The sequence below is a fragment of the Synechococcus sp. PROS-7-1 genome (genome assembly GCF_014279795.1).
GTDB lineage: Bacteria > Cyanobacteriota > Cyanobacteriia > PCC-6307 > Cyanobiaceae > Synechococcus_C.
The window spans coordinates 1,809,912-1,832,513 of sequence record NZ_CP047945.1; the positions used below are offsets into that span (position 1 = coordinate 1,809,912).

The 22,602-nt window shown below is 59.8% G+C and carries 28 protein-coding genes and 3 tRNA genes; 18 read left to right on the forward strand and 13 right to left on the reverse strand.

The annotated features are described in order from the left end of the window. From SynPROS71_RS09835 to ebsA, 3 genes are read right to left on the reverse strand one after another with little or no spacing between them, the layout of a single operon-like run. Positions 1-513 (reverse strand): DNA recombination-mediator protein A, encoded by a 513-nt coding sequence (locus SynPROS71_RS09835; RefSeq protein ID WP_186594815.1) that lies wholly within the window; start codon positions 511-513, stop codon positions 1-3. 36 nt (positions 514-549) lie between these two features. After that, complete coding sequence (locus SynPROS71_RS09840) at positions 550-1,638, reverse strand: phosphotransacetylase family protein (RefSeq protein ID WP_186594816.1); 1,089 nt, start codon at positions 1,636-1,638, stop codon at positions 550-552. A 28-nt stretch (positions 1,639-1,666) separates the two neighbouring features. Next, positions 1,667-2,047 (reverse strand): type IV pilus biogenesis protein EbsA, encoded by a 381-nt coding sequence (ebsA, locus tag SynPROS71_RS09845; protein ID WP_186594817.1) that lies wholly within the window; start codon positions 2,045-2,047, stop codon positions 1,667-1,669. Between the two features lie 20 nt (positions 2,048-2,067). On the opposite strand from ebsA, the gene SynPROS71_RS09850 reads away from it, so the two are divergent. Further along, the gene (locus SynPROS71_RS09850; RefSeq protein ID WP_186594819.1) at positions 2,068-2,850 is read left to right on the forward strand and encodes an SDR family oxidoreductase; all 783 of its coding nucleotides are present in this window, start codon (positions 2,068-2,070) and stop codon (positions 2,848-2,850) included. Here the strand turns inward: SynPROS71_RS09850 and map are convergent. Next, complete coding sequence (gene map, locus SynPROS71_RS09855; RefSeq protein WP_186594821.1) at positions 2,831-3,670, reverse strand: type I methionyl aminopeptidase; 840 nt, start codon at positions 3,668-3,670, stop codon at positions 2,831-2,833. The genes SynPROS71_RS09850 and map overlap by 20 nt on opposite strands. 70 nt (positions 3,671-3,740) lie before the next feature. On the opposite strand from map, the gene SynPROS71_RS09860 reads away from it, so the two are divergent. The 6 genes from SynPROS71_RS09860 to gltX all read left to right on the forward strand — a co-directional run bounded on the left by SynPROS71_RS09860 (position 3,741) and on the right by gltX (position 6,653). Then, the gene (locus SynPROS71_RS09860) at positions 3,741-4,055 is read left to right on the forward strand and encodes a PepSY domain-containing protein (RefSeq protein WP_186598034.1); all 315 of its coding nucleotides are present in this window, start codon (positions 3,741-3,743) and stop codon (positions 4,053-4,055) included. A 32-nt stretch (positions 4,056-4,087) separates the two neighbouring features. Beyond that, a complete protein-coding gene (gene rplS / locus SynPROS71_RS09865; RefSeq protein ID WP_186594823.1) occupies positions 4,088-4,576 on the forward strand; it encodes a 50S ribosomal protein L19 in 489 nt (162 codons plus the stop codon). Positions 4,577-4,639: 63 nt separating this feature from the next. Then, a tRNA-Trp gene (locus tag SynPROS71_RS09870) sits at positions 4,640-4,712 on the forward strand. Positions 4,713-4,748: 36 nt separating this feature from the next. Beyond that, positions 4,749-4,937, forward strand: a complete 189-nt coding sequence (locus SynPROS71_RS09875; RefSeq protein WP_006043540.1) for a hyperconserved protein Hcp — start codon at positions 4,749-4,751, stop codon at positions 4,935-4,937. Positions 4,938-5,127: 190 nt separating this feature from the next. Then, positions 5,128-5,201 (forward strand) — tRNA-Asp (locus tag SynPROS71_RS09880). A 21-nt stretch (positions 5,202-5,222) separates the two neighbouring features. Next, on the forward strand, positions 5,223-6,653 hold the full coding sequence (gene gltX / locus SynPROS71_RS09885; RefSeq protein WP_186594825.1) for a glutamate--tRNA ligase: 1,431 nt from the start codon (positions 5,223-5,225) through the stop codon (positions 6,651-6,653). Here the strand turns inward: gltX and SynPROS71_RS09890 are convergent. Genes SynPROS71_RS09890 through wecB form a run of 4 tightly spaced genes read right to left on the reverse strand, consistent with a single transcriptional unit; the run spans position 6,636 to position 9,759 of the window. Next, positions 6,636-7,886, reverse strand: coding sequence for a sodium:proton antiporter (locus tag SynPROS71_RS09890; RefSeq protein WP_186594827.1), 1,251 nt, complete (start codon positions 7,884-7,886; stop codon positions 6,636-6,638). The genes gltX and SynPROS71_RS09890 overlap by 18 nt on opposite strands. Continuing rightward, entirely contained in the window at positions 7,876-8,121 is a 246-nt protein-coding gene (locus SynPROS71_RS09895) for a hypothetical protein (RefSeq protein ID WP_186594829.1), read from the reverse strand. Before SynPROS71_RS09895 ends, SynPROS71_RS09890 begins: the two co-directional genes overlap by 11 nt. Continuing rightward, entirely contained in the window at positions 8,121-8,666 is a 546-nt protein-coding gene (locus SynPROS71_RS09900) for a DUF1643 domain-containing protein (protein ID WP_255442105.1), read from the reverse strand. Before SynPROS71_RS09900 ends, SynPROS71_RS09895 begins: the two co-directional genes overlap by 1 nt. Continuing rightward, positions 8,647-9,759: a non-hydrolyzing UDP-N-acetylglucosamine 2-epimerase gene (wecB, locus tag SynPROS71_RS09905; protein ID WP_186594833.1), complete on the reverse strand. Its 1,113-nt coding sequence runs from the start codon at positions 9,757-9,759 to the stop codon at positions 8,647-8,649. Before wecB ends, SynPROS71_RS09900 begins: the two co-directional genes overlap by 20 nt. Positions 9,760-9,872: 113 nt before the next feature. Between wecB and SynPROS71_RS09910 the strand changes: the two genes are divergently transcribed. Continuing rightward, the gene (locus tag SynPROS71_RS09910) at positions 9,873-11,054 is read left to right on the forward strand and encodes a type IV pilus twitching motility protein PilT (protein ID WP_186594835.1); all 1,182 of its coding nucleotides are present in this window, start codon (positions 9,873-9,875) and stop codon (positions 11,052-11,054) included. 21 nt (positions 11,055-11,075) lie between these two features. Here the strand turns inward: SynPROS71_RS09910 and SynPROS71_RS09915 are convergent, their stop codons facing one another. Next, positions 11,076-11,270, reverse strand: a complete 195-nt coding sequence (locus SynPROS71_RS09915; RefSeq protein WP_186594837.1) for a high light inducible protein — start codon at positions 11,268-11,270, stop codon at positions 11,076-11,078. A gap of 39 nt (positions 11,271-11,309) precedes the next feature. After that, on the reverse strand, positions 11,310-12,380 hold the full coding sequence (gene tsaD, locus SynPROS71_RS09920; protein WP_186594838.1) for a tRNA (adenosine(37)-N6)-threonylcarbamoyltransferase complex transferase subunit TsaD: 1,071 nt from the start codon (positions 12,378-12,380) through the stop codon (positions 11,310-11,312). A gap of 76 nt (positions 12,381-12,456) precedes the next feature. Between tsaD and SynPROS71_RS09925 the strand changes: the two genes are divergently transcribed. Both SynPROS71_RS09925 and psaJ read left to right on the forward strand, forming a co-directional pair. After that, positions 12,457-12,936, forward strand: coding sequence for a Photosystem I reaction center subunit III (locus tag SynPROS71_RS09925; protein ID WP_186594839.1), 480 nt, complete (start codon positions 12,457-12,459; stop codon positions 12,934-12,936). A 40-nt stretch (positions 12,937-12,976) separates the two neighbouring features. Beyond that, positions 12,977-13,090: a photosystem I reaction center subunit IX gene (gene psaJ / locus SynPROS71_RS09930; RefSeq protein WP_011933743.1), complete on the forward strand. Its 114-nt coding sequence runs from the start codon at positions 12,977-12,979 to the stop codon at positions 13,088-13,090. A gap of 64 nt (positions 13,091-13,154) precedes the next feature. On the opposite strand, the gene gmk is transcribed toward psaJ, so the two are convergent. Next, entirely contained in the window at positions 13,155-13,724 is a 570-nt protein-coding gene (gene gmk, locus SynPROS71_RS09935) for a guanylate kinase (RefSeq protein WP_186594840.1), read from the reverse strand. A gap of 63 nt (positions 13,725-13,787) precedes the next feature. Here gmk and SynPROS71_RS09940 point away from each other — a divergent pair, with 63 nt between their 5' ends. Then, the gene (locus tag SynPROS71_RS09940) at positions 13,788-15,503 is read left to right on the forward strand and encodes an NFACT family protein (RefSeq protein ID WP_186594841.1); all 1,716 of its coding nucleotides are present in this window, start codon (positions 13,788-13,790) and stop codon (positions 15,501-15,503) included. A 113-nt stretch (positions 15,504-15,616) separates the two neighbouring features. Next, positions 15,617-16,351 (forward strand): twin-arginine translocase subunit TatC, encoded by a 735-nt coding sequence (tatC, locus tag SynPROS71_RS09945; RefSeq protein ID WP_186598035.1) that lies wholly within the window; start codon positions 15,617-15,619, stop codon positions 16,349-16,351. On the opposite strand, the gene SynPROS71_RS09950 is transcribed toward tatC, so the two are convergent. Beyond that, positions 16,302-16,667 carry a DUF3067 family protein gene (locus SynPROS71_RS09950; RefSeq protein WP_370586873.1) on the reverse strand — a complete coding sequence of 122 codons (366 nt, stop codon included), beginning with the start codon at positions 16,665-16,667 and terminating at the stop codon, positions 16,302-16,304. The genes tatC and SynPROS71_RS09950 overlap by 50 nt on opposite strands. A gap of 85 nt (positions 16,668-16,752) precedes the next feature. Here SynPROS71_RS09950 and petC point away from each other — a divergent pair, with 85 nt between their 5' ends. The 6 genes from petC to SynPROS71_RS09980 all read left to right on the forward strand — a co-directional run bounded on the left by petC (position 16,753) and on the right by SynPROS71_RS09980 (position 20,936). Continuing rightward, positions 16,753-17,289, forward strand: coding sequence for a cytochrome b6-f complex iron-sulfur subunit (gene petC / locus SynPROS71_RS09955; protein ID WP_186594842.1), 537 nt, complete (start codon positions 16,753-16,755; stop codon positions 17,287-17,289). Between the two features lie 41 nt (positions 17,290-17,330). Further along, the gene (gene petA, locus SynPROS71_RS09960) at positions 17,331-18,263 is read left to right on the forward strand and encodes a cytochrome f (RefSeq protein ID WP_186594843.1); all 933 of its coding nucleotides are present in this window, start codon (positions 17,331-17,333) and stop codon (positions 18,261-18,263) included. Positions 18,264-18,268: 5 nt separating this feature from the next. Then, the gene (lgt, locus tag SynPROS71_RS09965) at positions 18,269-19,132 is read left to right on the forward strand and encodes a prolipoprotein diacylglyceryl transferase (RefSeq protein ID WP_370586819.1); all 864 of its coding nucleotides are present in this window, start codon (positions 18,269-18,271) and stop codon (positions 19,130-19,132) included. Further along, on the forward strand, positions 19,132-19,893 hold the full coding sequence (gene cobM, locus SynPROS71_RS09970; RefSeq protein WP_186594845.1) for a precorrin-4 C(11)-methyltransferase: 762 nt from the start codon (positions 19,132-19,134) through the stop codon (positions 19,891-19,893). The genes lgt and cobM overlap by 1 nt, the downstream gene beginning before the upstream one ends. 38 nt (positions 19,894-19,931) lie before the next feature. Next, positions 19,932-20,003, forward strand: a tRNA-Val gene (locus SynPROS71_RS09975). A 168-nt stretch (positions 20,004-20,171) separates the two neighbouring features. Continuing rightward, the gene (locus SynPROS71_RS09980) at positions 20,172-20,936 is read left to right on the forward strand and encodes a helix-turn-helix domain-containing protein (RefSeq protein ID WP_255442106.1); all 765 of its coding nucleotides are present in this window, start codon (positions 20,172-20,174) and stop codon (positions 20,934-20,936) included. On the opposite strand, the gene SynPROS71_RS09985 is transcribed toward SynPROS71_RS09980, so the two are convergent. Then, a complete protein-coding gene (locus SynPROS71_RS09985) occupies positions 20,920-22,581 on the reverse strand; it encodes a Ppx/GppA phosphatase family protein (protein ID WP_186594849.1) in 1,662 nt (553 codons plus the stop codon). The two genes, SynPROS71_RS09980 and SynPROS71_RS09985, sit on opposite strands and share 17 nt — an antisense overlap. Between the last annotated feature and the right edge of the window lie 21 nt (positions 22,582-22,602).

A 22,602-nucleotide genomic window follows, 5' to 3' on the forward strand; every position in this document is an offset into this window, starting at 1 on the left:
TCAGTCGAAGTACAGCAGGCTGACCACTTTGCCCATGTCCTCAGCGTTGCGGCAGCTCGCGAGCAGGGTTTCGCTGTCATGAAATGCCAGACAGATCAGTTGATCACAGCGGGTGATGATGTCCTGATTGCAGAGACTGCTGGCCATCGGCAACGGAAGGTCGTCGTGCTCAGGCTTTTCAATGAGATGCAGGACTTGTTCGAGCTGATCCTGGATCTCAGGTCCCTGGCGGCTGAGGCTTTGGGGAAGAAGCACAGTGAGCTTCGAAGCATCAACGGCCAGAACACCCCTGATCACCGCAGCATTGACGCCCTGTGCTCCAGAGGTGACCAGGGAATGACCTTCCTGTGCCAGGGAGCGTGCAATCAGTTCAATGAGGTGGATCGCCACCACAGGAACGTGACGGCTACCAAGAATGGCGATGCGCCGTTGACCCTTGTCCTGCAGCAAGGCCAGTTCCTGAGCAAGGGTGTCGACCTTGTCCAGCGCAGGAAGATCGAGGGATCGGCTCAATGACGACGCGCATGCGTCTCTTGAAACTAGCAGCGATTAAGCGAGACCAACGGCCTTGATGAGGTCGTTCAAACGGCAATGCTCCTCCACCAGGCGGAAGGCGTAGGTGGCTTTGACCGCCTCATGCAAGCGCACATGGCCAAAAGCCTGCTCGATCACTTCGACCGTGGCCAAAGTGTCGTGATCCACTTTCAGCAATGGAACTTCCAGCTCATCAGCTCGGTTGATCAGCTGCGGCAGAGGTTCGCCGGCACCCGTAAGAATGAGGCACTGGGTGGAAGCCTCCAGAGCAGCCAACTGGATGTCAGTTCGGTCGGCGCCAGTCACCACGGCCATGTTGCGGCGACGCCTGAAGAACTCCATCGCCGAGTTCACATTCATGGCACCGATGCTGAGGGTTTCCACCAGCAACTCCAGCTTCTCGGGGCAGCAGATCACCCGTGCATCCAATCGCCGCACCAGCTCACCCACCGTGACGCTACGCAGCAGGGGAGAGCGAGGCATCACCCCGAACACCGTGAGTCCAAGCCTCTGCAGGGCTGGGACCACCTCTCGTTCGAGCCCTTCAACCTCATCAGGGGTGACCGCATTCAGCACTACACCACGCAAGCGATCCCCGAGTTGCGTCTTCGCCGCCAGCAGAGCGTCCACACTGCAGCTGTCTTGCCAGAGGTGCACCAGTACAACGGGGGCATCGAGATCATTCGCCAGCTGCACCAGGCTCAAGCCATAGAGCAAGCCTTCGTTGAGATTGCCGGCAGCCTCAAGAAGAGTCACCCCACCGTCAAACCCGAGGAGTTGCTTCCTGAGATGATCCAAACCATCTCCTGCCGTTAACAGGCCCTCCGCTAAACGGTTCTCAGCGGTGGATGGCGAGAGGAGATGCAGCGATGAAATCAACTCCTGATCATCAAGACCAAGGGTTTCACCAACGAAACGAACATCGTCATCGATCAGCGGATCAGGCAAGGCACCCTGATCAGGCGCCCAATCGAAACTGGTGGCCAGGGGTTTCCCAAACCGAACGCGTTGACCGGACGAGAGCAGATGGCGTGCCAGGCCCAACACAAGGGCTGATTTGCCACTGAAGGGTTCACAGGATCCGATCAGCAGCGTGGAGCCCATGCGGGAATTTGGTGGTTCTTGCTGCAATTTAAAGGGGTCGGTCGTCGGCGAACCGGCTGAGCAGGAGCCATTGCCAAAAGCTGTCAGGAAGATCGTTGCCGCGGCCCTGCACTGGCCCCTCCATGAACCAGCTCAGCAACTGGTGAGCTGGACATTCGAAGCGGTAATCAACCCCGGGACGACTCTCAAACCGCAGAACACAGCGACAGGGTTCGAGCGGGGCCTGCACTGGATCCCAATGCAGAAAAAAACGATGCGCAGGGGCATCGACCAACGTCCGTTCACCGGCGTACTCCCCCGAAGGCAGCATGACCAGCGCCTGCCGGAGGAGGGGTTCCCTTTCACGCCCCCCGCAGTAGGGAGCGAAGAGCGCCAACTGAGCCTCCCAGGAAAGGCCAGACAAGGTCATACCGTCGGTGTGCCTCAAGCATGCCCCAGTTCATCGCGATGGCACAGACCAGAAGCACCTCTCCCCAGACCGGTGTGGAACCCAAGGGGTGGCAGGGGCAACGGGTGGGAATCACTGGAGCGAATGGTGAACTGGGGCGCGCCCTCACAGCAGAGTTAAGGGAGCGCGGTGCCTGGGTCGTTGGTATCAGTCACCGCGCCAGAGTGGAGACACCGTCGCCACTGCAAGCCGCGCAGGATTGGGTGTGCTGGTGCAGTGGTGAGGAAGAGGCTCTCGATCCGATTCTGAGAGATCTGGATGTCCTGGTGCTCAACCATGGGGTGAATCCTGGTGGAGATCAGGCTCCTGAAGCCTTGACCAAGGCGATGGAGATCAATGCACTAAGCCACTGGCGCCTGATCCAGCGTTTCGAGCAGATTTGCGTCGAAGCACCCCTGCGGCCAAGGGAACTTTGGGTGAACACCTCAGAGGCTGAAATTCAACCGGCTCTCAGCCCCGGCTACGAGCTGAGCAAACGGCTGATCGGCCAATTGGTCAGCCTGCGCTGGAGTGTCCCCGAACGCCATCGCGCAGGTCTGCCTCGCCTGCGCAAATTGGTGCTTGGGCCATTTCGCTCGAGCCTCAATCCCATCGGTGTGATGTCTGCGGACTTTGTCGCAAAGCAGGTTCTCGTTCAAGCGAACCTCGGGCTGCCACTGATCGTGGTCACACCGAATCCACTGACCTTCCTCTTAATGCCTTTAACAGAGCTTGGCCGCTGGATTTACAACCGTAGTTTCAGGCTCAATCGCCCCGATCCGTAAGGATTTCACAGCCATCCGATGTCACCACGATGGTGTGCTCCCACTGGGCCGACATCGAGCCATCTCGCGTCACCACGGTCCAGCGATCCTTCAGGGTGCGGCAAGCCTTGCTACCGGCATTGAGGATCGGTTCCACGGCGAGAGTCATACCCGGCCTGAGCGTCACATTGGGCAGAGCGTCGGTGCGGAAATTGAACACGGAGGGCTCTTCGTGGAGATTGCGGCCAACGCCATGGCCCGTGTAGTCCTCCACCACGCTGAAACCACCCTCGCGCACGCGATCTTCCACCGCACCGGCGATGTCGAGCAGGGTGTTGCCGGCACGAATCTGAGAGAGTCCGGCCAAAAGTGATTCCTGGGCAACGCGACTGAGCGTGGCCGCTTCGTCACTGACATCGCCCACACAGATCGTGACGCAACTGTCGCCGTGGTAGCCCTCAAAAAACGCTCCCGTGTCCACTTTCAGGAGATCTCCGGCCCTGATCACGCGCTTGTTGCTGGGAATGCCATGCACCACTTCATTGTTGATGCTGGCGCAGATACTGGCGGGAAAGCCGTGATACCCCTTGAAACTCGGGGTGGCTCCCATTTCCCGGATTCTTCGCTCAGCATGGGCATCGAGATCGCCCGTGGTCTGACCTGGTTCCACCAGATCCATGATTTCCCTCAGCACCGTGGCCACGATGCGACTGGCCTTCGCCATGATCTTGAGTTCGCGTGCCGACTTGATCTCAACCCCTCGTCGCTGCTGAATGCGTGGGCCTGTCGCTGTGACGGAACCGCTCTGGGCTGAAGCGAGAAGATCTGCGAACAAGTTCATCGGTCGTTCCTTCGGGACAATCCCGACGTCTTCCTGTCACGCTATCAATCGTGCAAAGGGAATGACGGTGATGCGTTGGATGGCGCAGATCAGGCGCTGGCATCGATGGATTGCTCCGTTCGTTTTGCTGCCACTGCTCACGTCCGTGCTCAGTGGTCTGACGTATCGACTCGCCCGAGATTGGGGAGGGTTGAGTCGTGATCAGGCTCACTGGCTGATGAGCCTGCACGAGGGCGAATGGCTGGGGCCTGAACTCGAACCTGTTGTGGTTTTGCTCAACGCCCTGGGATTGATTTGGATGTTGGCCACCGGTGGGGCCATGCTGATTCAGAGCTGGACTTCCGCTTTCAAAAAACGCTCTAACGAGGGTGAGTCGGCAGGGTAAGCTGGTTGTTTGGCGTGATTCCCCGGAGCTGGATGGCAGCGGATCCAAACGACACTTCTGTAAAGGAGAGCGCGACAGCGGCGACGGATGGCGCTGTGGAGAACGGTGGCACTGCGACTGCGGAGTCGGCAACCAAGTCATCGCCCACGGTGAACACGGTTCGCCTGAAGCCGGCGGATCTGATCCGGGAATTCGAGACAGCTCAGCTGAAAAACGATCTTCCAGAGATTTACGTTGGCGACACCGTCCGCGTTGGTGTGCGCATCAGCGAAGGGAATAAGGAACGTGTTCAGCCCTACGAGGGCGTGGTCATTGCCAAGCGCCACGGCGGCCTGAATCAAACCATCACCGTGCGCCGGATCTTCCAAGGAATTGGCGTCGAGCGCGTATTCATGCTGCACAGTCCGCAAGTGGCCTCCGTCAAGGTTGAACGTCGCGGTAAAGTAAGAAGGGCGAAGCTTTTCTATCTGCGGGAACGGGTGGGCAAGGCCACCCGCGTGAAGCAGCGCTTCGATCGCTGAGGTTTCGACCTCGTTCAATCCAAATGCCATCGTTTCGGCGATGGTCGAGGGGGTCATCGCCTTGCGCCGTTAGTTCAGTTGGTAGAACGCAGGTCTCCAAAACCTGATGTCGGGGGTTCGAGTCCTCCACGGCGCGTCCGATGACCCCTACTGCAGTTTCCTGAGTTCGAGCATGGAGTTGGATCTTCAACCTGGTGATGTGGTCAAGGTGCTCGAATCAGCCGCCCTAGGCTGGGTTCGTGCACGGGTGATTCGTGTCAAATCTGGTGGCCGTGTCGTTGTTCAAAGCGATCAAGGTCGCGAGTTCACCGCCCGCGGCAATCAAGTTCGTTTGATTGAGCCTGCCGGCTTCCGTCCCTAATTCTGCATCGTCTGATTCCTCAAAACCCCACCCACTGGTGGGGTTTTTTGATGTTCGGAAGCCCTCACCCAGCCGCAAGGGATCGTTTCCCTTTCAAGTGTTGACGGAGGGCAGGCCTAAGGTCGATACTGATTTGGTCGCGCAGGCGACACAGGACAACCGATCGGATTGAGATGTCCGTCGGCAACCTGGGACCGTAGTTCAACCGGTTAGAGCACCGCCCTGTCACGGCGGAAGTTGCGGGTTCGAATCCCGTCGGTCCCGTTTCATCACTCAAGACTTCGCATGGTTCGCGTTCGTCTGGCTCCCAGCCCTACGGGAACCCTCCACATCGGCACGGCGAGGACGGCCGTTTTCAACTGGTTGTTTGCGCGAAACCAAGAGGGTTGCTTCCTGCTGCGCATTGAAGACACCGACAAGGAACGATCCAAGCCGGAATTCACCCAGAACATCCTCGAGGGCCTCCAATGGCTGGGCATTGACTGGGACGGCGACCCGGTCATCCAAAGCCAGCAGGCCGAAAGCCATCGCGGCGCGATTCAAAGTCTTTTGGACAAAGGACTGGCCTACCGCTGCTATGCCAGCGAAGAGGAACTGGATGCCATGCGCACCCAGCAGAAAGCGGCCAACCAGGCACCCCGTTACGACAATCGCCACCGCAATCTCACGCCTGAGCAGGAAGCGGCCCTCCAGGCCGAGGGCCGAGAAGCCGTGATCCGTTTCCGCATCGATGAGCAGCGCGACATTCGTTGGAATGACCTCGTGCGTGGGCCGATGCTTTGGCGTGGTGCCGACCTCGGTGGTGACATGGTGGTGGCCAGGAGGGCTCCCGCCGATCAAATCGGAGATCCGCTTTACAACCTGGTGGTGGTAGTTGACGACGCCGCGATGGCCATCAGCCATGTGATCCGAGGCGAAGACCACATCGCCAATACCGCCAAACAGCTTCTTCTCTATGAGGCGCTCTCCTTGCCGGTTCCGGCATTCGCCCATGCACCCTTGATCCTTAATCCCGAGGGTCGCAAGCTGTCGAAACGGGATGGGGTCACCTCCATCAATGATTTCCGCGCGATGGGTTACACCCCGGAAGCGCTCGCGAACTACATGACCCTGCTGGGCTGGTCGGTACCTGAAGGCATGAATGAGATCTTCACGCTCAACGAAGCCGCCAAGGTCTTCGCTTTCGACCGCGTCAACAAAGCCGGCGCGAAGTTCGATTGGGACAAATTGAACTGGCTGAATGCCCAGATCCTTCACAGCTGGGAGCCGCCCAGGCTTCTGGACGCGCTCTCACCACTCTGGGCCGATCAGGGCTGGACAATTCCTGACACCAACCAATGGGCCCTGTCCTTGGTGGAGCTGCTTGGACCATCACTGACACTGCTGAACGACGGCGTGGATCAGGCCAGACCTTTTTTCGTGGAACCCGCCCTGGAGGAGGACGCCCTCAAACAGCTGGAGCAGGAGGGAGCAAAACCCTGTCTGCAGGAACTTCTGAACACCCTGGACGCGGCCCCCTGGTCTGGCGACAACATCGACCAAGCCCAGGAGATCCTCAAAAGCGCTGCCTCCACTGCAGGCGTGAAGAAAGGGGTCTTGATGAAAAGCCTCAGGGCCGCGCTGTTAGGACGACTGCAGGGCCCCGATCTCCTCACCACCTGGTCTCTTCTGGCCAAGATCGATCAGGATCGGTCCCGCTTAAGGCGCTGCCTCTGACGGTTCCGCAGGCAACGAAGCGTCGTTGACCGCATCGGGCGTTTGATCGATCAGACCGAGAGCCTTGGCAAGGGGCTGAGCCGTGAGGCCCTGAAGGCCAACGGTCATCAAGATCGTGAGGAACACCAGGCCTTGCAGGCGTCCAGCGCCGAGCACACCGGCCTGTTCGAGCCTGATTGCAAACAGCGAGGCCACAGCAGCCGTCACGATTCCCCGTGGAGCGAGCCATCCCAGGAAGAGGCGCTGTCGCCAATCGAGAGGAAGCCCCACGGTGGCCACGCTGACGGCCGCTGGGCGAACCACGAGCATCAGCACCAGCACGCAGCTCACTCCACCCCATCCGAGGGGACTGAGCTCGGCCCAGGACACATCCGCTGCCAGGAGCGGGAAGAGCATGGTGATCGCAAGCCGGGCCAATTCCCTGATCAACTCATCCAGCTGACCTGCCTGGGTGGAGGGGCGACGCCCGACCACCACGCCAGCGGCCACCGAAGCAGGAAGGCCTGACTCCGGGAGCAGCCATTCGGCAATCGAGAACATCAGAAACAGCACCCCCAGGGTGAGTTGAAGCCTCAGCCCCACGGAATGCTCCGAAGGCAAGCGTCGCAGCACTTCCGACAGCAGCCAGCCCACGGCCAGGCCAATGAGCACCCCGCCCCCAAGCCGCGACATCAACCCGATCGCCAGCTCACGCCAGCCATGCAGATCCCCCAGCAGCAGTTCAAGCAACAACAGGGCCAACACCGCACCCACCGGCTCCAGCACAAGCCCCTCGGCCTCCAGCACATCCCCCAACGGCGATGCCAGACGGATCTGCTGAACAATCGGCGTGACCACGGTCGGCCCGGTGCCCAGCACGATCGCGCTGTACACGGCAGCCACCGACCAGCCCAGTCCCGCCAGCCAGTGTGCGGCGAGCACGCCGGCCCCGAGTGACAACAGCAGACGCAGCAGAGAAATCCGCAACACAGTCGCCTTGATGGTGTCCCCAGGGAGACGCAGGTTCAGACCGCCGTCGAACAGCACCAGGCTGACCAGAAGTCCCACCGTGGTCTCGAGCCCAATACCGAGGTCCAGTGGCTCGACGAGCCCCAGTCCGGAGCGTCCTATCAACAGTCCGGAGAGGAGCAGAAGAACAACTCCCGGAAGACCGGAAAGGGCGGCCAACAGCCTTGCGCCGGCACCGGCGAACACCGTGATGCCCCAGAGCAATCCCAGCCGCTCAGGCGTCATCGATGGAGGCGTATTGCGGTTCCACACGCAGTCCGATCACCGCCTCCGGGCGGATCACCAGATATTCCCCTTCGAGCTCACCCAGGGGGACATTCACGAACGCCTGCCCCTGGCCGCCGTTCACGAGGCCCTGATACCACTCCTGAAAGGTTTCGAGGGTTGGAAAATGCACCACTTCAGTCTGACCACCTGAGAGGTGGATAGAAATGCGATAGCGGCGTGGTTGACGGGGCATCAGCGAACCGTACAGGCCCAGGGAGTCGGAACTCGGTCCCCTGGAACATAGAGGGGATGGCGCGGCTGTCCGCTGAGCGTTGTTCCCAGAGTCAAAGGGCCAGCCCCGGCCTTACGGCGTTGGAGGCAGCGCGCCAGGGTGGCCAGCACTGCCTGATCCCGCTGAAACAGGACACCTCGGGTTCCCCAGCCCAGCCAGAGATCCCAGAACGGATGGTCAGCCCAATCCTCCATCCAGAACTGAAGAACCGCATCAGTCTTGGCACCGATCGGATCGCTGCAGCGCTGCAACGCCTGCGGTGAAGGAGAGATCCGCGCGAACAAATTGATCACCACAAGCCGGTGATACCCCCAGCGCGTTCCAAACGCCCTGAGACGTCTCAGGGTGGGATCATCGCGATGATCGCTGGCTCGGGAAGGGTTCAAACCCACAAAGATCAGCGTTCGCGGAACTTCAGCCTGCAACGGCTCCACAAGAGCACGTTGCAGCAGCCAGCGGTAATGGCCGCAGCTGCTGAAGGATGCGTCAGGTGACCAACAGATCAAGGGCGGCCTGGAGGATGCGCCCGCTGGCGAGACCATCTCCAAAGGGATTGACCGCACGGGCCATCTGGTCATATGCCGCTGGGTCATCGAGGAGACGGGCTGTTTCCTGAGCGATCGATGCGCTGTCCGTACCCACCAGCTTCGCTGTTCCAGCATCAACAGCCTCGGGACGCTCGGTCGTGCGCCTGAGCACAAGAACAGGCTTACCGAGGGCGGGAGCCTCTTCCTGCAGGCCACCGGAATCGGTCAACAGAAGGGTGCAACCTTTCATGGCCGCCACCAACCGGTCGTAATCGAGAGGTTCGGTGAGTACCACGCGTGGATGGCCACCAAGCAGATCCTGAAGAGGCTCGCGCACGGTGGGATTCCGGTGCAGCGGCAACAGGAGTGTGGTGTCGGGATGGGACTCCAGCACCGCCAACATTCCTTCAGCGATGCTGCGCAGGCGGTCCCCCCAGTTCTCGCGGCGATGCACTGTGGCCAGGATGACGCGCTGGTTGGCCCAGTCGATGGGCAGGTCGGTGAGCTCAGGGGCGCGCTCAGCCATGCGCAGCAGGGCATCAATCACCGTATTGCCAGTGACCATGGCCCGACCGACAACACCTGAGGCCTCGAGATTGGCCTGGGAACGCTGCGTCGGAGCGAAATGCAGCTGAGCCACCTGGGAGATCAGCCTGCGATTGGCTTCTTCAGGGAAGGGATCCAGGAGGTTGTCAGTGCGCAGGCCTGCCTCCACGTGCCCAACAGGGATCTGCTCATAAAACGCAGCAAGAGCCGCCGCGAAGGCCGTGGTGGTGTCTCCCTGCACCAACACCAGTTGCGGAGGGAAGGCTTGAAAATCGTCGCGAAGCCCCTGCAATGCTGCACAAGTGACGTGCGTCAGCGTCTGACGAGGAGCCATCAGATCGAGATCCTGATCGGCGGTGAGCTGGAAAAGATCCATCACCTGGGTCACCATCTCCCGATGCTGCCCAGTGAGCACAACGCGGGTTTCCAATGCCGAGCAAGCTCGGAATTCCTGGATGACCGGAGCCAGTTTGATGGCTTCCGGCCGAGTGCCGAGCACAATGGTGACGCGAGGCTTGGCCGCCATAAACGCAGGATCGGTGGCGGGATCCTAAGCGCGATTCAGAGAGCTCCCAGCCGACCCTCACTTGCCACGGCAGCAGCAGTGGCGAAGCTGAAGCAAGACAGACGCGGAAGCCGATGAATCAACCGATCTTCCCCCCGGGTTTTCCGCCCCAACCTGTTGCGGCCCCCACCCATAGCCCCTCCTTTTCGGAGTCAGCCTCGCTGAAGCCTGCAGCGACCCCATCACCCAAAGGATCACCAAGCCTTGAGGACATCGTGCGGATGGCCCATGACAAAGGCCACTCCGACGTGCACCTCGGCGTGGGAGAAATCCCGCGCTTCCGCGCCCGCGGAGAGATGCTGCAAACAGAGTGGCCGGTCACAGATCCGAGCACGTTTCATCGCTGGCTCAGGGAAATCCTTACGCCCCAGCAGATTGATCTCTTTCAGCAGACGAAGGAATTCGACGGCTCCCATGCGTTCCCATTTGTCAGGGTTCGGATCAACCTCCTGGATTCGCTGTTGGGACCCGCCATGGTTCTGCGGCTCATTCCTCAGACCATCCTCACGCTTGAAGACCTGAAACTTCCCGAGGTGCTGCGGGAACTCTCATCACGCCCCAAGGGACTGGTGTTAGTGACCGGACCAACTGGATCAGGCAAAAGCACCACCCTTGCGGCAATGATTGACTGGATCAACCGCAATCAAACACGTCATATCCTCACGATTGAGGACCCTGTGGAGTTTGTTCATCAGAGTCAGCGCTCTCTGATCAGGCACCGGGAAGTGGGGCTGCACACATTGCAGTTTCACAACGCTCTGAGAGCAGCCTTACGAGAGGATCCAGACGTGATCTTGGTGGGTGAGATCCGTGATCGCGAAACGTTGAGCACGGCTCTCGAAGCATCACAAACGGGCCATCTTGTGTTCGGGACGCTCCACACCAATTCGGCAGTGAAAACGGTCGAACGCGTCCTGGGGCTCTTCGCCCCTGAGGATCAAGAGAGCGTTCGCCGCTCGCTATCGGAATCCCTTCTGGGTGTGATTGCCCAGGGATTGATCCGAACCAACGATGGCAAGCGGGCTGCGTATCACGACATCCTGATCAATACGGAGGCCTGCAAGGACTACATCCAGCGCGGGGCCCTCGACGAGGTGGAGGAAATCATGGAGCGCAGCGGCTTCGATGGCATGGTGACCAGCAATCAATCCTTACTGGAACTGGTCGCAACCGAACGAATTCAACCCCAGGACGCGATTGCCGTCAGCCTTAAACCGAACGAGCTGTCGCAAGCCATCCGCGGGAGGAGCACATGAACGGCATGGAGCTGAGCGCTTTCAGCTTGCAGACAGTCCCGTACTGAAAAGTCTGACGAGGATGAGCGTCAGCAGGCCGAGGGACAGGCCCAGCATGGCCAGACGCCCATTCCAGATTTCAGCTTGAGGGGTGAAGCCGCGGCGCCACTCATTGAGCTCACCCGCATCAACCGGCTGGGATTGCTGCCGTTGCTGGGACTCGGATTCGACCACCATCACCGCAAAGCTCTCGGATCAACATTATTCCTGAAACTCTTAAAACTGTGGATCTTGCCCATAGAGGTCTCCTCCGCCCTCCAAGGGCCAGCGGGCTGAAACCCCAAGCCGGATGGAGCTCTCGCCCCATCCGGCTTGAAGCCGACCTAAGGCGGCAGCACCGACCATCGCCGCGTTATCGGTGCAGTAAGCGAGTGGCGCTAGGTGAACGGAAACCCCACGCTCCCGCCCTTGCTGCTCCATGTGCCTGCGCAGCCTGACATTCGCAGCCACCCCGCCCACCATCACAAGGGTGGACAGGCTCCGATCAAGACAGCACCGCAGGCTGCGCTCCACCAGCACATCCACCACAACCTGCTCGAAGCTTGCAGCGAGATCCTCGAGGGGCAGCGCATCACTTTGAGCCCTCAGGCTTTCCACCTGCCGAAGCATGGCCGTCTTGAGACCGCTGAACGAGAAGTCGTAGGGATAGAAGCCACCCTCCGGACGGGACACGCGTCCTTTGGGTAGGGGAAACCGCTTGGGATCGCCATCTCTGGCAGCAGCCTGGATGGCAGGTCCACCTGGGTAGGCCAGCCCCAGCAAACGGGCCACTTTATCGAAAGCTTCTCCAGCTGCGTCGTCATGGCTGCGTCCAAGACGCTGCAGGCCGCCGTCGATCGCCACAAGAATCAGCTCGGTATGTCCGCCACTAACCAACAGCACGACATAGGGAGGCTCGGGGGGTGATGAGGCCAGACGCACTGAAGCAAGGTGCGCCTCCAGGTGATGCACACCCATGAAGGGCTTGCCATGAAGGGCCGCCAGAGTGCGCCCTGTCACCGAACCCACCATCAGGGCTCCCACCAGCCCCGGTGTCACGGTTGCAGCCACAGCATCCATGTCGGCCACCGTTTGACCGGCTTCGTCCAGCACCGCGCCGATGAGGTGCGGCAGAGCCTCCACATGGCGTCTGGAGGCGATTTCGGGGACAACACCTCCCCACTGGGCATGCTCCTCCACCTGAGAGGCGATGCGGTGAGCCACCACCTCCGTTCGGCCGGCACAGAGCTCCACAACAGCTGCGGCCGACTCGTCACAACTTGTTTCGAGCGCAAGCACCTTGGGCATTCAGGCCGAAACCCTCCACTACTGTCCGCTTGTGACATCCTGCCGCTCCGGGGCAGGCTTAACAGGAACCGTTCCGATGCGTCGTCTTTTCGCTCTAGCGCTCTCGGCCCTGCTGGTGTTTGGCTTTGCACCGGTCGCCAAGGCCGATGTTGCAGGCCTGACCCCTTGCGCTGAAAGCGCCCGTTTCCAGCAACGTGCCAGCGCAGCCACCACAGCCCAAGCCAAAGCCAGGTTTGAGATGTACAGCCAAGCCGTGTGTGGTGAGGACGGGCTGCCCCACCTCATCGTTGATGGTCGCTGGGATCATGCCGGCGAATTCATGCTTCCAGGCCTGATGTTTCTCTACATCGCAGGCTGCATTGGCTGGGCTGGCCGTGAATATCTGAAAGCGACCCGCGGAACCAAGGAGCAGTACACCAAGGAGATTCAGATCGACCTCCCCCTGGCGCTGAAATCCTGCATCGCTGCCGCCACATGGCCCATTGCAGCTTTCGGAGAACTCACCAGTGGAAAGCTGCTTGAAAGCGACGACAAGATCACCGTGTCTCCTCGCTGAAGCCCTTCAGCTCTCAAACCTTCACTAACACTTTCGATCGATGCAGAAATTTCTCACTACGGCACCAGTGGTTGCCGCCATTTGGTTCACACTCACAGCTGGAATCCTGATCGAGTGGAATCGATTTTTCCCCGATCTTCTGTTCCACCCATAAAAGTCAACTTAAAGGTGAATGCAAAGAGGGCTTCGAGCCCTCTTTTTTGTTGCGCGATACAGCGTTATCTCGAAAGCCCCATCAAGCCCTCGAGCTCCGAGAGGGCTGTGTCGAGATCATCATTCACAACCACGGCATCAAACTCAGACTGGGCATCCAGTTCAGTGCGCGCTCTCTCCAAGCGGCGTTGAATCGCATCCGCGGATTCAGTGGCCCGCCCGCGGATGCGCCGTTCCAGCTCCTCGAAACTCGGTGGCGCCAAAAAGATCTGCAGGGCTTCGGGGAAACTCGTTCTTACCTGGCGGGCGCCCTCAAGTTCGATTTCCAGAAGAACGGGAGTTCCTGCATCAAGCCGTTCTTCCACGGGCAGACGAGGAGTGCCGTAGCAATGACCGGCGAATTCAGCCCACTCCAACAAACCACCACTACTGACCAGAGCATCAAAGTCCTGGCGTGTCTTGAAGAAGTAGTGCACACCGTTTTGTTCGCCCGCCCGGGGAGCCCGTGTGGTGGCCGACACCGATAACCACAGATTGGGATGGCGCTCCTGCAAGCGTGCGACCAGCGTGCCCTTACCGACACCGCTGGGTCCGGTGAGCAACGCGAGCCGGGCAGTGGCTTGTGACGATGCCATCGCTTGTCTGCAGACAGGCTGCAGGGTAGGAAGGCATCTAACTCACCGGACCAGCACGCGCGGATGGCCACCAGCACGCTCCAGGTGATGGACCTGACCGCTCTGAAAGCGGTGCTGAAGGATCTGCGCGACCGGATGCTGCCGAGCCGATTCGAAAAGGCGCAGCAACCCGATGCCCATGCGCTCCAGCTGGGCTTCCGAACCCTGCAAGGCATGGTGTGGCTTGAGCTCAGCTGGCAGGCGGAATCCGCACGGCTCGTGCAGATCGATGCCCCACGACGCCATGGAGGAGGCAGCACTCTGGCTCAGCAGGTTCAGCACGGGCTGAGGCAACTGGCTCTGGTGGAGCTCGAGCAACATGACTTCGAACGTGTTGTGTTCTTTCATTTGGCGTCGCGCCCGGGCAGTCCCCCCGTACGAACCCTGGTTCTCGAATTAATGGGACGCCACAGCAACTTGTTGCTTCTTGATGAACAGAAACGCATCACTGCAATCGGCCGTCAGGTGCGGCAACACCAGTCCAGGATTCGCCCGCTCAGCACTGGTGATTTCTATACCCCACCTCCACCGCTGCAGGGGCTGCCACCGAGCCGTGACGAATCATTTGATCAGTGGAAGCGCCGGCTCTCCCTGCTTCCGATTCCACTCGGCAGAGCACTTCGCGAGACCTATCAGGGAATCAGCCCAGCGTTAGCGACCCAGCTCACCAGCTTTCCCGGGTCCCTCGACAGCCACGGGAAGGTCTTGAAAGAACAACTGGTGAGCGACATTTCCGAATCGCAATGGCAACGCCTCTATGAACGCTGGGGGTGCTGGCTGCACCATCTCAACGAAGAAAGATTTTCTCTGCAGCTGGAGGGCAGCGGCTTCCGCGTGTGGAATGAGCCACCCCTTGCCGATGGAGATCAGGGGGTGCTCAGTCTCAGGCTGGGTTGCTACTACCAAGACCATGTGACGAAGCGCCGACTTTCGCGGGAGATCGGCAACCTGCAACAGCGACTTCAACAATGCCGCGAGCGGGAACAGGCCCAACGCGACGAACAGAAACAACGACTGCAGGACACCGCTGGTGCCGCAACCCTTCAGTCGGAGGCAGATCAGCTGCTGTGCCAACCGGATCCTGATCGCGACACGATCACCCGTGCTCAGAAGCTCTACCACCGGGCTCGACGCCTACGGCGGGCCGTTCCCCTGATCGAAGAACGTCTCCAGCATCACGACCAGCGACTGATGCTGATCGAGGGCAGTGAAAGCTTCTTGGAGGATCTCACCCGTGCTGACTGGGACAACCCCGATGAGCGCAGTCTGCAACTGAAGGATCTCCATCAAGAACTGGAGGAGTTGTTGGCACCGAGGCAGCGACGTCGCCGCAGCAGTTCAGCGACGGGACAGCCTCAGCCGCTTGTGGTCAACACCACTGATGGACTGACAATCCAGGTGGGCCGAAACCACCGCCAGAACGAATGGATCAGCTTGCGTCAGGCCAGAGCTGGCGATCTCTGGTTTCACGCCCAGGAATGTCCGGGCAGTCATGTGGTGTTGAAAGCCTCGATGGCGCCTGCATCCGAAGACGCCATCCAACAGGCTGCTGATCTGGCCGCATGGTTCAGTCGTGCTCGGGGCAATCGCACCGTCCCCGTGGTGATGGCAGCGGTCGATGCCCTTCAGCGCATTCCAGGAGCACTGCCGGGAACCGTGCGCCATCGCAATGCAGAACTGCTCTGGGCGGAGCCTGACCGGGCCAGGCGCCAACTTGAGGGAAGAGAACTCCTAGCCTGAGGCTTGAACAGATTCATGATCTGAAGCCCTCCGACCCCAACGAATCCAGCGTTCTTCCACCGCCTCCGCCGATCAAGGTGACGGCAACGGGCGATGCGGTGAATGACGTTGAGATGCCCCTGGCGGACCATCTCGAGGAGCTCCGGCAGAGGGTGCTGCGCAGCCTTCTCGCTGTTGCAGTTAGTGCGCTCGCCTGTCTGCTGGCCGTGAGGCCGTTGGTCCGACTGCTGGAGGAGCCTGCAGGGTCGATCCGCTTTCTCCAACTGGCTCCGGGGGAGTTCTTATTCGTCTCGTTCAAGGTGGCTGGCTATGCGGGGCTAACCCTGGCGCTTCCTTACGTGCTGTATCAGGGACTGGCCTTCGTTCTCCCTGGACTCACGCGCAACGAACGTCGCCTGATCGCCCCGGCCGTTGCAGGGTCAGCGGTGTTGTTTTTGGCTGGACTGGGCTTCGCCTGGTGGGCGCTGGTGCCGGCGGCCCTCAGTTTTCTGGTGAGCTATGGAGCCGACGTGGTGGAACCGATCTGGTCGATCGAGCGCTACCTCGATTTCGTGCTGCTCTTGATGCTGTCCACAGGACTGGCCTTTCAGTTACCCGTGCTCCAGTTGCTGCTTGGTGCCTTCGGCTTGGTGAACTGGAGGAAGATGCTTTCGGCCTGGCGTTGGGTGGTGCTCACCTCCGCCCTGGCCGGTGCGGTGCTCACACCCTCTACGGACCCAATCACCATGCTGCTTCTGGGAGGAGCGATCACAGCCCTGTTTCTCATTGGGGTCTTGCTGGTGGCGGTTGTGCAGCGATTCAAAGCAGAAACTCCTCCAGTCGACCCTCCCCCGGCAACTGCAGGCTGAGGGCTTTCCCGAGACGAGGGCGATCTTTCGTTGTCTGCAGCCAGGCCCGCACGGCCCCAGCCTCCCCGAGCCTGTTCACCACTTCAAGAACCTCAGCCAGGTGCTGGCGATAGGCGTCTTCGGTGAGGGGGAAGGACTGCTGTTCGAGATAAGCCCACATCACCTGCACATAAAAACGACGACGGCGCGTCACGATCTGCATGTCGTAACTGGCCTGCCAGCGGGACCGGAAGAGGGCAACAACCTCCTCAACACTGAGCGGTGCAGCCGGTGTGGGAGAGGCAGCCTGGGGCATCAAGAAGCCGTCCTTGAACATCGATGAAAATCCCAGTCGCCGCAAAGACTGACAGGACCCAATGCATCCATAATGAACGCCATCCAGTGCCGATTGACAGTCCGTCATGACCCAAATGCCAGCAGGTGATGTGCCCGGAATGGGGCGCAGGCAGTTCATGAATCTGCTGACCTTCGGGTCGGTCACAGGTGTAGCGCTCGGTGCTCTCTACCCGGTTGTGAACTACTTCATCCCCCCCCGCGCTGCAGGCAGCGGTGGCGGCACCAGTGCCAAGGATGAACTCGGAAATGCAGTCACCGCCAGCGGTTGGTTGAGCTCTCACCCAGCCGGAGATCGCAGCCTCGTGCAGGGTCTCAAGGGCGATCCCACCTATCTGATCGTTGAGGGCGACGATGCCATCGGCAGCTACGGCATCAACGCCATCTGTACACACCTCGGTTGCGTTGTGCCCTGGAACAGCGGAGCCAACAAATTCATGTGCCCCTGCCACGGCAGCCAATACGACGCCACAGGCAAGGTCGTGCGAGGTCCCGCGCCCCTCTCGCTCGCCCTGGCCAATGTGAGCGTCGAAAACGACAACGTGTTCGTGAGCCAATGGACGGACACCGATTTCCGCACGGGCGACAAGCCCTGGTGGGCCTGATTACCTCCGCTTTTCCCGCCCCTCTTCGTTTCCAGCCACCAATGCGTCGCCTCCTCTCACCTCTGTTCGCCGCCCTGATCGTGGGCGTCACAGTGCTGACAGCTCCCACCACCAGTTGGGCCTACCCCTTCTGGGCCCAACAGAACTACGACTCTCCGAGGGAAGCCACCGGAAAGATCGTTTGCGCCAACTGCCATCTCGCTCAAAAACTGACCCAAGCCGAGGTCCCCCAGTCGGTTTTGCCCGACAGCGTGTTCAAAGCTGTCGTGAAGATTCCCTACGACACCACTGTTCCAGAAATCGGTGCTGATGGCAGTGAAGTGCCTCTCCAGGTCGGCGCTGTGGTGATGCTGCCCGATGGTTTCACCCTGGCACCGCAAGATCGCTGGACCGACGACATCAAGGAAGAAACCGAAGGCGTTTATTTCACTGAGTACAGCGATGATCAGCCCAATGTGATCCTTGTGGGTCCGATCCCCGGCGATCAGCACCAGGAGATTGTCTTCCCCGTGCTTTCACCGGATCCAGCCACTGACAGCAACATCCATTTCGGCAAATACTCCATTCACGTGGGCGGCAACCGTGGCCGAGGCCAGGTGTATCCCACAGGTGAAAAGAGCAACAACACCGTGTTCACAGCGCCGTCCTCCGGAACCGTGAGTTCCATCGAAGCGGGTGATAACGGAGCCAGCGTGGTGACCATCACTTCAGCCGATGGCAGTGAGCTGTCTGAAACCGTTCCTGTTGGACCAGCACTGATCGTGTCCGTCGGCGATGCCGTTGAGGCAGGTGCTCCAATCACCAACGACCCCAATGTGGGCGGCTTTGGACAACTTGATACCGAAGTTGTGCTCCAGAATCCCGTGCGTATCTACGGACTGCTGGCCTTCTTCGCAGCCGTGGCTCTGGCCCAGATCATGCTGGTACTGAAGAAAAAGCAGTTTGAGAAAGTGCAGGCTGCGGAGGGCATTTGAATTCGGTGTTGATTCCTGGCGTCTTCACCTCCCCTGGGCCCGAGCTTTTTCAGCTCGGGCCTTTCGTTCTTCGCTGGTATGGCCTGCTCATCGCCCTGGCCGTACTGATTGGCCTCAATCTCTCCAGCTGGCTTGCCCGTCAACGTGGCCTTGATGGCGCTTTGATCAGCGACCTCCTGCCCATCCTCGTGCTCGCTTCCGTTGTGGGCGCTCGGATGTATTACGTGGCCTTTGAGTGGAGAACCTATCAAGGTTCATGGTGGGACGCCTTCGCCATCTGGCGCGGTGGGATTGCCATCCATGGAGCCTTAATCGCAGGAACGCTCTCAGTGATCGTGTTCTGCCGGTGGCGACGCGTTCCCTTCTGGGATGTTCTCGATGTTCTGGTGCCCTCAGTGATTCTCGGGCAAGCCATCGGTCGCTGGGGAAATTTTTTCAACTCAGAAGCCTTCGGAGTCCCCACGGATCTTCCTTGGAAACTCCTGATTCCATTTGCCAACAGACCTAAGATTTTCGCGGATTCAGAGTATTTCCATCCAACATTTCTCTACGAATCTCTCTGGAATCTGGCTCTTTTCATCGGACTACTTGTTTTGTTCAGGCTGGGGCAGCGAGGTCGAATTCAGCTGCCGGCTGGAGCCTTGAGCTGCTTTTATCTTCTCGGATACAGCCTCGGACGCATCTGGATTGAGGGTCTGCGCATCGATCCGCTTTGCCTGGGAGGTCAGCCACCGTTCTGCGATGGCGGCCTGCGGATCGCCCAGTTGATGAGCCTTGCTCTGATGGCCCTGGCCTCAGCTGGGCTGTTTTGGCTCTACGGCCGCCGCGCATCACTGCCTGATCCAGGTCTCCGCCGCGTCGACCCTTGATGACAACCATCTCCATCGTTGGAGCCGGCCCCGGCGCTCCCGATCTGCTCACCCGCAGAGCTGAACAGAGAATTCAGGCGGCGGATGTGCTGATCTGGACCGACTCGCTGGTTGCGCCTCAAATTGCCGCCCTGGCACCTGAGCATTGCGAACGGATTCGCACCAGCACACTCACGCTGGAAGAGGTGATCCCCCTGATGATCGATCGAGCAAGTCAGGGGTTGCGTGTGGTCCGTCTCCATGACGGCGATCCCTGCCTTTACAGCGCTCTCAACGAACAGATCTGCGCACTCGCGGATGCCGACATCACTGTGGAGGTTGTCCCCGGGATCAGTGCTTATCAAGCCACCGCAGCGGCCATCAATGCAGAGCTCACGATTCCCGGCGTGGTGCAGACGATCGTGCTCGGTCGCACCGGCGGCCGCACAGGGGTTCCTGAGCGGGAACAACTGGATGATCTCGCCAGATTGCAAGCGTCGCTGTGCCTTTACCTCAGCGCACGGCATGTTGATGAGGTTCAGTCCACGCTCCTCAAGCACTACCCCGCTGACACTCCTGTCGCGATCGGCTACCGGGTGAGCTGGCCCGATCAGTCAATCGATGTGGTTCCGCTTGAGGCAATGGCCGATGCAACAAGGGCACGGAACCTGATCCGCACCACCTTGTATGTGATCAGCCCAGCTCTACGGGATCGAGACAGTTCCGATCGGTCGCGGCTTTATTCTCCCGATCACGACCACCTCTTCAGACCACGGGGCTGAAACTGAGCCTCATCTCGTGGTTTAAGATTACGTTGTGCGGGCGATTAGCACAGTGGTAGCGCACTTCCTTCACACGGAAGGGGTCACTGGTTCGAATCCAGTATCGCCCATGATTTCTGCTGCAGCTCGCGCCATTCACACTGATGTGACTGTAGGTGCGTGATCTGACTGACAAGATCCGAGATCACCATTATGTTCGGACGAATTCAGAGGTTCGGGCCCCAATGCGCTCTGAGGAGTCAGCTGATCAGGCAAGACACGAGACAGCCTCGAAGCTGGTGACTATCGGAAGCCAACTGCGCTCGGCGAGGGAAGCGGCGGGTCTGAGTGGCGCACAACTGGCTGATTCCCTGCACATGGGCCACGAGCAGCTCGATGCTCTTGAAAAAGGTGAACGGGACCGATTGCCCGAACCGGTGTTTATCAAGGCCATGACTCGACGCGTTGCGGCCAGGCTTCAGATGGATGCAGACCCGCTCATCCATGAGCTGAGCATCGCAATGGCAGAGGGACAAGCCGAACGATCGCCTAAGACGACTCCCCCTACCCCTTCTCCTCTTACCTCCCGAGACAAGCCATCTCCTGCACGATCTGAATCAAACCCATCGGCGACGATCTGGAAAGCCGCGGCAACCATCGCCCTCTTAGCTGGCATCGGTATCGGCAGCGCTTTGGTCTTTACCAAACAGCGGCAGATCTCGCCTCCTGCAGTGGCTTCAAACACAACGTCGCGCCCGCCGACGCCAGAGACTCCGGAGCCAGCGGTGACAACCGAACCGGAATCCTCGCTGATCCCGGCATCCGAAGCTCCTGCACTGTCGATTACCAGTCAGGAACCAAGCTGGCTGGAAGTCCGTAATGCCAATCGCGAGACGGTTTACGAGGGAACACTTGACGGAGAGAGTCCACTGGCTGTCAATCCAGGAGACGAGGTTTATGCAGGACGCCCTGACCTCGTTTTACTCAGCGTTGGCAACAATCCCCCCCAACCTCTCGGCGACATCACCGATATTCGCTGGCACAAGATCACTCCTGAACCTTGACCTTCAGGTTCAGACCAGTGACCTCCCGGACAATCGCTTCACAGCTTTCCAAGCTCCACTGCTCGAGACTGAGATTCTGATTCAGACGCTCTGGCACGAGTTCCAGGGTCACGGAGCTGGAGGTGAACCCCACAGAAAGGGTTTTCACAACAGGGTCTGGACGTCGATCCAGAGCTGCTGCCAACCGAAGCAACAAGGCCATTTCAGAGACTGTTCGTCGGTTCTGGCGTGTCTGCAAGGCCTGCCAAGCTTCATGTCGTTTCTTGGGCAAACTGCGGCGGTGATAGCGCGCAATCGCGGCGATCATCAGATGCTCGGATTCTGAGTAACCAAGCAGTTCTCCATGCCTGATCAGGTACCAAGAATGCTTGTGGTATGCGCTGAGGTTGATGTGTTGGCCGCAGGCATGCAGCAAAGCGGCCGCCCACAGCAGATCACGGCCTGAACCGTCATCACGGTGCAAACACCCCTGCGTGCTGTCGTAAAGACTGAGGGCATGACTGGCAACGCGCTCCGCCCGAACCCGATTGACGGCAAATCGCTGGGCCTGATGCATCACCGTGCGCTGGCGGATGCTGCTCTGAAAGCTGAAGCGGTCCTCCAGCAGTCCATGACGCAGCATCCAGTCCACGATCAGCCCTTCCCTCAGGGCCCGTTCACTGAGAACTAGCTCTCCAACACCCAGCATCTGCATGGTGGTTTGAAGAATCAAGGCTCCAGGAACAATGATCTCCGCCCGTCTGTCGTTGATCGGTGCCAGGTCGCGCCGTTGCTCAGGTGTCATCACCACCAAGCGCTCCACCACGCGATCCAAGCGCTGCTTGGAGACCTTGTAACCATGCAGCTTTAGCGGCGGTCGATCGTCTTCAGTGGCTGCCAACGCACCAATGGCCATGGCCGTGCCACTGGTCGCGACCAGCACAGGGGTCTCACCCGGCTTGATCCGTCGGTGAACCTTGTCGACGGCTGGCTCAAGTGATCCCTGAATGAACGCTTGAAGAAACGATCGCCGATGCGGAGGGATTGGATCGTCTTTCACGAAATCCCTCTGCAAACGCACCGCACCCACCCGGGTGCTCGTCAGAGCACGGGCATCACGACCATCCGCAAGGATCAACTCGGTGGATCCACCGCCGATGTCCAGCACAAGATGGGGACGATCGCCGAAGGGCATCCCAGACAGAACCCCCAGATAGATCAGCCGAGCCTCCTCCGGACCGCTCACCAGATCCACATCGAGCCCGAGCTGATCCTGCACCGTCTGCAGAAAATCCCGACCGTTGGGAGCTTCACGAACAGCACTGGTGGCTGCGATCACGATCTGCTCCACCTGGTGACTGATCGCCAGTTCCTTAAAGCGGCGAAGGCTTGCAAGCCCTCGTTCCATTGCCTCTGGCGTCAGCTCGCCGGTGTCTGGGTCCTTCTCACCCAACCGTGTGGTGGATTTCTCGGCCAGCTCGATGCTGAACGTTCCCAATGCAACATCCACGGATGCCACCAACAGATGGGTGGAATTCGTGCCGACATCGATGGCTGCGACCTGCCGCAGACGCTCCCCAAACGGAGGGGCGTCGGAAAACTCCTGATTGAGCTGCCGGCTGTTCTGATCCATCGCAGTCTCAAGAAAAGGCTCGGCACCTGCCATGGAGCACCGTGATGGAAACCT